At 72.7% G+C, this 6,921-nt stretch carries 8 protein-coding genes and 1 rRNA gene; 5 read left to right on the forward strand and 4 right to left on the reverse strand.

The features are described 5' to 3' along the window. Positions 1-549: a DUF6328 family protein gene (locus tag ACIGHB_RS21140; protein ID WP_360320483.1), complete on the forward strand. Its 549-nt coding sequence runs from the start codon at positions 1-3 to the stop codon at positions 547-549. Between the two features lie 66 nt (positions 550-615). On the opposite strand, the gene ACIGHB_RS21145 is transcribed toward ACIGHB_RS21140, so the two are convergent. Together ACIGHB_RS21145 and ACIGHB_RS21150 are read right to left on the reverse strand one after the other, a co-directional pair. Further along, positions 616-1,194: a Type-2Aa cytolytic delta-endotoxin gene (locus ACIGHB_RS21145; protein WP_399915001.1), complete on the reverse strand. Its 579-nt coding sequence runs from the start codon at positions 1,192-1,194 to the stop codon at positions 616-618. A gap of 72 nt (positions 1,195-1,266) precedes the next feature. Further along, on the reverse strand, positions 1,267-2,034 hold the full coding sequence (locus tag ACIGHB_RS21150; RefSeq protein WP_360320489.1) for a LysR family transcriptional regulator substrate-binding protein: 768 nt from the start codon (positions 2,032-2,034) through the stop codon (positions 1,267-1,269). 111 nt (positions 2,035-2,145) lie between these two features. Here ACIGHB_RS21150 and ACIGHB_RS21155 point away from each other — a divergent pair, with 111 nt between their 5' ends. From ACIGHB_RS21155 to ACIGHB_RS21170, 4 genes are all read left to right on the forward strand, one after another. Beyond that, on the forward strand, positions 2,146-2,556 hold the full coding sequence (locus tag ACIGHB_RS21155) for a DUF5997 family protein (RefSeq protein WP_388879649.1): 411 nt from the start codon (positions 2,146-2,148) through the stop codon (positions 2,554-2,556). 74 nt (positions 2,557-2,630) lie between these two features. Further along, the gene (locus ACIGHB_RS21160; protein WP_399915004.1) at positions 2,631-3,563 is read left to right on the forward strand and encodes a universal stress protein; all 933 of its coding nucleotides are present in this window, start codon (positions 2,631-2,633) and stop codon (positions 3,561-3,563) included. Positions 3,564-3,597: 34 nt separating this feature from the next. Then, positions 3,598-4,164: an NUDIX domain-containing protein gene (locus ACIGHB_RS21165; RefSeq protein WP_399915006.1), complete on the forward strand. Its 567-nt coding sequence runs from the start codon at positions 3,598-3,600 to the stop codon at positions 4,162-4,164. Positions 4,165-4,223: 59 nt separating this feature from the next. After that, positions 4,224-5,021, forward strand: coding sequence for a VOC family protein (locus tag ACIGHB_RS21170; RefSeq protein WP_360320501.1), 798 nt, complete (start codon positions 4,224-4,226; stop codon positions 5,019-5,021). A 73-nt stretch (positions 5,022-5,094) separates the two neighbouring features. Here ACIGHB_RS21170 and ACIGHB_RS21175 read toward each other — a convergent pair whose 3' ends face one another. Continuing rightward, entirely contained in the window at positions 5,095-6,642 is a 1,548-nt protein-coding gene (locus ACIGHB_RS21175; RefSeq protein WP_399915008.1) for a hypothetical protein, read from the reverse strand. Between the two features lie 191 nt (positions 6,643-6,833). After that, positions 6,834-6,921 (reverse strand): 5S ribosomal RNA (rrf, locus tag ACIGHB_RS21180); the annotation flags it as partial.

The raw sequence follows: 6,921 nt of genomic DNA on the forward strand, positions 1-6,921 counted from the left end.
ATGACCGCCGAAGAAACGGTCCGGCACGACGACGGACGCGGCGAGAGCCGCGAGGAGCGGGCCGACCGACGCTGGAACGAGCTCCTCCAGGAGCTGCGGGTGGCCCAGACCGGCACCCAGATACTGTTCGGCTTCCTCGTCGCGGTCGTCTTCCAGCCGCGCTTCACGGAGCTGGGCACGACGGACAGGATCATCTACGTGGTCACGTTCTGTCTGGGAGCGGCGACCACCGGTGCGCTCGTCGCGCCGGTCGCGGTCCACCGGCTGATGGCCGGGCGCCGGCTCAAACCGGAGACGGTGAACTGGGCGGCGCGCCTGACGCTGGTCGGCATGGTGCTGCTCTACCTGACGATCATGTCGACGTTCCTGCTGATCATGCGCATGGTGCTGGACAACGGCATCGCCATGTGGCTGCTCATCGGCATGGCGGCATGGGTGGGACTCTGCTGGTTCGTGGTGCCGATCGTCGCCCGGCTCCAGGGCAACAACGGCGGCGACGGCGACGGGAAGGGCAAGGGGCGGGACGGCTACGGCCCCTGGCCGCACTGAGGACACCGAGGGCGCGTACGGCGCTGAGGGTCCGGCCCGGGACGGCGGGCCGGCGCACGCCGCGGATCAGGCCGCGACGGGCAGCGGACGGCGCAGCACGATCGCGTTCAGCCCGACGGAGAACGGCGCGATGTCCGTCAGACCGAGGCCGAGCACCCGCTCCTTCGGCAGCTCGACGGTGACGTCCACACAGAACGCGAGCGCGTGCAGCACCTCGCCCGAACCCTCGTCCTGGAGCGCGAAGAAGAGGTCCCGGTAGTAACGGGTGCGCTCCTCGGACTCCTCGTAGAACGAGAGCCCCGCCTGCTCCGCCGCGTCACCGAGGCCGGTGAACGCGGCGACGAGCTCCCGCTCCACCGTCTCCCAGAAGCCCGCCTCCGCGCACGCGGCCGGCAGGGCCTGGCGGACGGCCTCCTTCAGCGACAGCACCATGACGAGCAGCGGCGCGTGCTCCTTGAGGCCCCAGCCGCGCACCATGCGGACGACGGTGCAGTCCGGCACGGCGGCGGCCGCCCGGTGGATGGCCTCGAAATCGAAGTTGACGGTGGCGGGGGCGATCGCCTCCTGGAAGACCCGGTCGATCGACCGGGCCTCGTCGAGGTGGGCGGGCGCCACCTCGATCACGGTCCTGAAACTGCCTGCCAAGGCATCCTCCTGTGCTCGGCGCCCACCGCGGCGGGCGCGTGATCATCAGGAGGAGTATGCCGAGGGGTCCGCTCAGCGCCCTCGGCGGGGCTTCCCGCCGCGCCCCGCGGCGCCGCCCTTGCCCCGTGCGGGCTTCGCCGGCCGCTGCGGCCTGCCCCCCGCGGCCTTCTTCGCGGGCTTCGGCGCCGGCTTGGCGGTCTTCTGGCCCTTCAGCTCCTCGGCCCGCCGGCCACGGGTGCTGTTGACGGTCCGCCCCCGGACGATCCCGATGAACTCCTCGACCAGGTCGGGAGCCTCCTCGGCCTTCGGCCAGGAGAGCGCCACCCGCGACTGGGGGACCCCGGTGATCGTGCGGTACGTGAGGTCCTTGCGGTGGTGCAGCCGGGCCAGCGACTGCGGCACGACGAGCACCCCGACGCCCGCGGCGACCAGCTCGATCGCGTCGGCGGTGGTCTCCGGCCGCTGGAACGCCGGCCGGCCGGGCGGCGCCTCCCAGTCGAGGGTGTCGTCCAGCGGGTGCAGCACCAGCTCCTCCGCCAGATCCGCCGGGCTCAGCTCCTCGGCCGCAGCGAACAGGTGGTCCTTCGGCACGACCACCACGGTGGTCTCCTCGTACAGCGGGATCGCGGCCAGGTCCTCGCCGTCGACCGGCAGCCGCAGCAACGCGGCGTCCGCGGCCCCCTCACGCAGCGTCCCGAAGGACTCGCCGGGCGCGACCTGCACCAGCGTGAGCGGCACGTCCGGCAGCCGCTGCTCCCAGATCCGCACCCACTTCGAGGGCGTCACACCGGGCACGAAGGCCAGCCGGAAGGTCGTGGGGGAGGAAGAGGAGTCGCTCACCCCGCAAGATTACCCGCCGGTCCGTCCCGTCCGTCCCCTCCGCGCGGGTCCGCGCAGGTCGGCGGGCGGCCGTGGTCGGAGGACGCCCGTGTGCTCGATACCCTGGACACCATGACGCAGCACCAGAACTCCCAGACGATGAAGCCCGCGACCGCGGCGAAGAAGCTGGGTGTGTACCTCGACGCCACCCCCGCCGACTTCCAGGAAGGCGTCGTCTCCCGCGCCGAGCTGAACCAGCTCCAGGCCGACCCTCCGGCCTGGCTCCAGGAGCTGCGCCAGAACGGCCCGCACCCGCGCCCCGTCGTCGCCGCCAAGCTCGGCATCTCCATCTCCGGTCTCGCCCGCGGCGGGATCACCGAGGCGCTCACCACCGAGCAGATCGAGGCGCTCAAGGCCGAGGCCCCGGAGTGGCTGGTCAAGGAGCGCGCCACCCAGTCCGAGGTCCGCAAGGAGAACGTGCGCATCAAGGAGCGCAACGCCCAGCGCGCGGCCGACCAGGCCACCCGCGAGCAGAACGCCTGACGGACCGGGACACCGACGGACCCGGTCGCCGTCGCCCGGTGTGGCGCGGCGCCGGGCGCGGGAGGCATCCCCGCATGAACGAGGTATCCGAACCGCCCGTCATCGCCGCCGTCGACGGCTCCGAGCACAGTCTGCGCGCCCTCTCCTGGGCGCTGGGCGCCGCCGAGTCCCTGGGCGCTCCCCTGGTCGTGGCGCACGTCCGCTCCGAGGCGCTCCAGCTGGGCGCCGCCCGCATCGCCTCGCTCGGCACCGAGCCGAAGCTGCCGGACACCGTCCTGGAGGCGGTCCGGACGGTCGTCGAGGAGCGCGGGCACACGGTGCCGGTGCGGTACGCCTCCCTGGACGGCGTGGTCACCGAGGTGCTGCCGGAGAGGGCCCGCGGCGCCCGCCTCCTGGTCACCGGCTCCCGGGGCCACGGCGGCTTCGCCACCCTCCTGCTCGGCTCCACCGGCCGCACGCTCGCCGCCCGCTCCCCCTGCCCGCTCGTCGTGGTCCCGCACGAGGCCCGCACCGCGTCCCTGGACAGCGCCCCCGAGGCCGGCCGGATCCTGCTGGGGCTGCACCCCGAGGAGACCCCGGACGAGGTGGTCGCCTTCGCCTTCGAGACGGCCGGGCTCCGCGGCGTACCGCTGGAGGCGCTCACCGCGCTGCGGCTCCCGCCCACCCCCGCCGCGCTGGTCGCCGCCCCCTCCCCCGCCCTCCAGGTGCCCCCGCCGCTCCCCCTCGCCGAGGACACGGAGAACCTCCTCGCCGAGGCCCGGCGCGAGCAGGAGGCACGGCTGCGCCCCTTCGCCGACCGCCGCCCGGACGTGAAGCTGGTGCGCACGGTGGCACCGGGGGACGCGGCCGGCCTGCTCGTGGACGCCTCCGCCGACGCGGCCCTGCTCGTCGTGGGCCGGCACCACCGGCACCGGATCGCGGAGCTCCTGGTGGGCTCGGTGGCCCACGCGGTCCTCCACCACGCCGCCTGCCCGGTGGCGGTGGTCCCGCCGGCCGCCGCGACGTGACCCCGCTGTCGGACCCGGCTGGTAGACAGAACGCATGACGTCCGACGCGTACGCCTCCCCTCCCTCCGCCGACCCGGCCGCCGCCGCCCGCAACACCCGGCCGCCGACCCCGAGCGCCGCGCTGGGCGCCGGGATCGTGGTGCTCGACGCCCGGGGCCGGGTCCTGCTCGGTCTGGACCGCTCGGGCGTGTGGGAGCTGCCGGGCGGCGGGATCGAGCCGGGCGAGTCGATCGAGGAGGCCGCGGCCCGCGAGCTGGCCGAGGAGACCACCCTGGTGACCGGCGCGGCCGACGTGGAGGTACTCGGCCTGCTCCTCGACACGGTCACCTCGCCGACCGTGACGCGGATGACGGCGGCCACGGTCGTCCGCGCCTTCACGGGCGCCCCCGCGGTCGCCGAGCCGGAGAAGATCGAGCGCTGGGAGTGGACCTCCCCCGACGCGCTGCCGCCGGCTCTCTTCCTGCCGTCCGCGCAGGTCCTCTCCGTGTGGCGGCCGGACCTCCGCCTGCCCGAGGCGCCCTTCCACCGCTACACCCTCGGACGGCCTCCGCACCACACGGAGACCGCGCGTCACCGCGCGGGACGGCCGGGTCGTGACTAGCGTGGGCGGCGTCCACCAAACGACATAGAACGCCACGAATCGGAAGCGAGAGTCACGTCATGGCCGTACGATCCGAGGGCACCCCGGCATGGACCGACGCGATGTTCACCGACGCCGAGGGAGCCAAGACGTTTTACGCCGATGTGCTGGGCTGGACCTTCGGCGAGGAAGCGACGGAGTTCGGCAACTACACCCAGGCGTACAAGAACGGGAAGGCGGTCGCCGCCGTCGTCCCGCCGATGCCCGGCGGTGACACCCCGCCGCAGTCCGCCTGGTGTCTCTACTTCGCCTCGGACGACGTCGCCGCCACCGCGGAGAAGATCAAGGCCGCGGGCGGCACGGTGCTGATGGAACCGATGAAGGTCGGCGACTTCGGCTCGATGTGCCTGGCCCAGGACCCGGCGGGCGTGGTCTTCGGCCTCTGGCAGGCCGGGGTCCACCAGGGCTTCGAGCTCGAAGGGGAGTCCGGCTCGTTCGTCTGGGCCGAGGTCTTCACCCGCGAGCCCGAGAAGTCCGACGCCTTCTTCACGAGCGTCTTCGGCTACAACGCGAAGAAGATGGCCGACGAGACGATGGACTTCAAGGTCTTCGACCTCGGCGGCGACCCGCTCCTCGGCCGCATGCGGATGGCCCCGGACGACTTCCCGCCGGAGGTCCCGTCGTACATCCAGATCTACTTCGCCGTCGACAACTGCGACCTGGCGGTCACCGCCGCCGAACGCCTCGGCGGCCGGAAGGTCTTCGGCCCGATGGACAGCCCCTTCGGCCGCTTCGCCGCCCTTCTCGATCCGCAGGGCGCCGCGTTCGCGGTCATCGACGTCCGGACCACCGTCGGCGAGATGCCGCCGATGGACTGACCCCCGAGTACGGGGGTACGGCACCGGCGCGGCGCCCGGCCGAGGGCACCGCGCCGGTCCTCCGCGTCCGCGCTCAGACGGTGTCGCGGACGGCGACGATCCCGTTGAAGACGCCGACGTACGCGGTGCCGTCGGGCCCGAGGGTGATGGGCGCCCAGTTGTTGTCGTAGGCGAGCCCGGTGCCGGTGAACCGCGAGAACACCCGCGCCCCGGTCCGGAAGTCGACGGCGGTGAGGTACCAGGCGTCGACCCCGAGCGCGTGGGGGCGCTTCTCGTAGAAGTACAGCAGCCCGTTGGCCGTGGACAGCTTGGGCACGGTGGACGGCGACCGCACGTCGCTCTCCCAGACGACGTCGCAGCCGCTGCCGTCGGCCCGTACGTCGATCCGGGTCGCCCCGCCGACGACGCTGCGCCCGAACCCGAGCGACGAGGGGTTCTCGTACCCGTAGTTGTTCTCCACGACGAGGCTGTCGCCCCAGCTGATCAGCGAGTTGTCGGTGGTGGAGGCGCCGGTGCGGAAGACGGGCACCTTGCAGACCAGTCGCTGCCCGGCGGGTACGTCCGCCGCCCGCCGGTAGACGAGCACGTTCATCCGGTCGTCGGCGTTGTCGGTGATGGCGACGTACTCGTCCCGCCGCCCGAAGAGGTCGGGTGTGGTCCCCGATCCCTGGTTCACCGATCCCGGCTTGGTCCCGGTCCCCCGGTCGTACGCCTCCCGCCAGACGACCCGCGGGGTCCCGTCGGCGCCGGCGCGGAAGCTGTACAGCGCGTGGTCGGTGACGATGGAGACGCCGTCCTCGGCCACGGAGAACGAGTTCTGGATCTCCTCCCCTTCCAGCCGTGTCACCCGCAGCGTTCCGCTGTCCGGGTCGACGGTCCCGACCCGCCCGAGCCGGGTGACCCACCAGATCCGTCCGTCCCAGTCCGGCATGACGGAGGTGACGGGGTCGCAGACGCCGCTGGGGAAGAGGTTGGTCCAGCTGACGCAGTCGTGCGGTACGAGCGGGGTGAGGTCCCAGTCGTCCTCGACCTCGAACTCCCACCGCCCGTCGGCCTTTTGCGCGTGGGAGATCCGCAGGACGTGCTGGCGGGAGTCGGCGAGGACGACTCGGTCGCGGTCGTCGAGGTAGAAGTAGGCGCCGCCCGAGGTGTCCTTGAAGATCTTCTCGAAGTCGAGCCGGGTGATGGCTTCCACGGTGGAGGACCGCTGCGGCAGCTTGTACTCGGCCAGTGTGTCGAGGCTCCGCGGGTCGAGCAGTTTCAGCAGGAACCCGCCGAAGGTCCCGCAGACGGTGATCAGCCGCCCGCCGGCGTCGAAGGTGGCGGTCGCGCACTCTCCTCCGACCGGCGCGATCTTCTCGCTGGTCACTTCGGGTTCCCGCCCCAGCGGCCCCGGGTGGGGGTGTGTCCCGCTGCCCGCCGCGTCGGCGTGCATGCCGCTGCGCCCGTTGGGGGCGAGGTGGGGATGCTGGGCGGGCCCGGTTCCCGGCAGTGGACTGGCGGTGCCGGGGGCGCCCAGGTAGTGCTCGACGAGCCGGTGCCCCAGAGCGAGGGGGATCTCCTCGGCCTGGGCCACGGGCGCGGAGCCGACGAGTAAGACCGCGGCGAGGGCGGCGGCCACGGCGGCCGCGCGTCCTCGGCGTGGGCGTGTGCGTGAGGTCAAGGCAGCTCCCACGGGTGGGTTCGACAGTCGCGCCGGCCGCCGACGCTAGGCGGGTCCCCCGGAGAAGGGAAGCGAAGCTCCCCACGTTTCACATGAACGCAAAAATGCCTCAACCCCCGGACATGGTCCGGGGGTTGAGGCTAATGATTGTTCGGCGGCGTCCTACTCTCCCACAGGGTCCCCCCTGCAGTACCATCGGCGCTGAAAGGCTTAGCTTCCGGGTTCGGAATGTAACCG

Origin of the sequence: Streptomyces sp. NPDC085460 (assembly GCF_044541975.1) — a bacterium.
GTDB lineage: Bacteria > Actinomycetota > Actinomycetes > Streptomycetales > Streptomycetaceae > Streptomyces.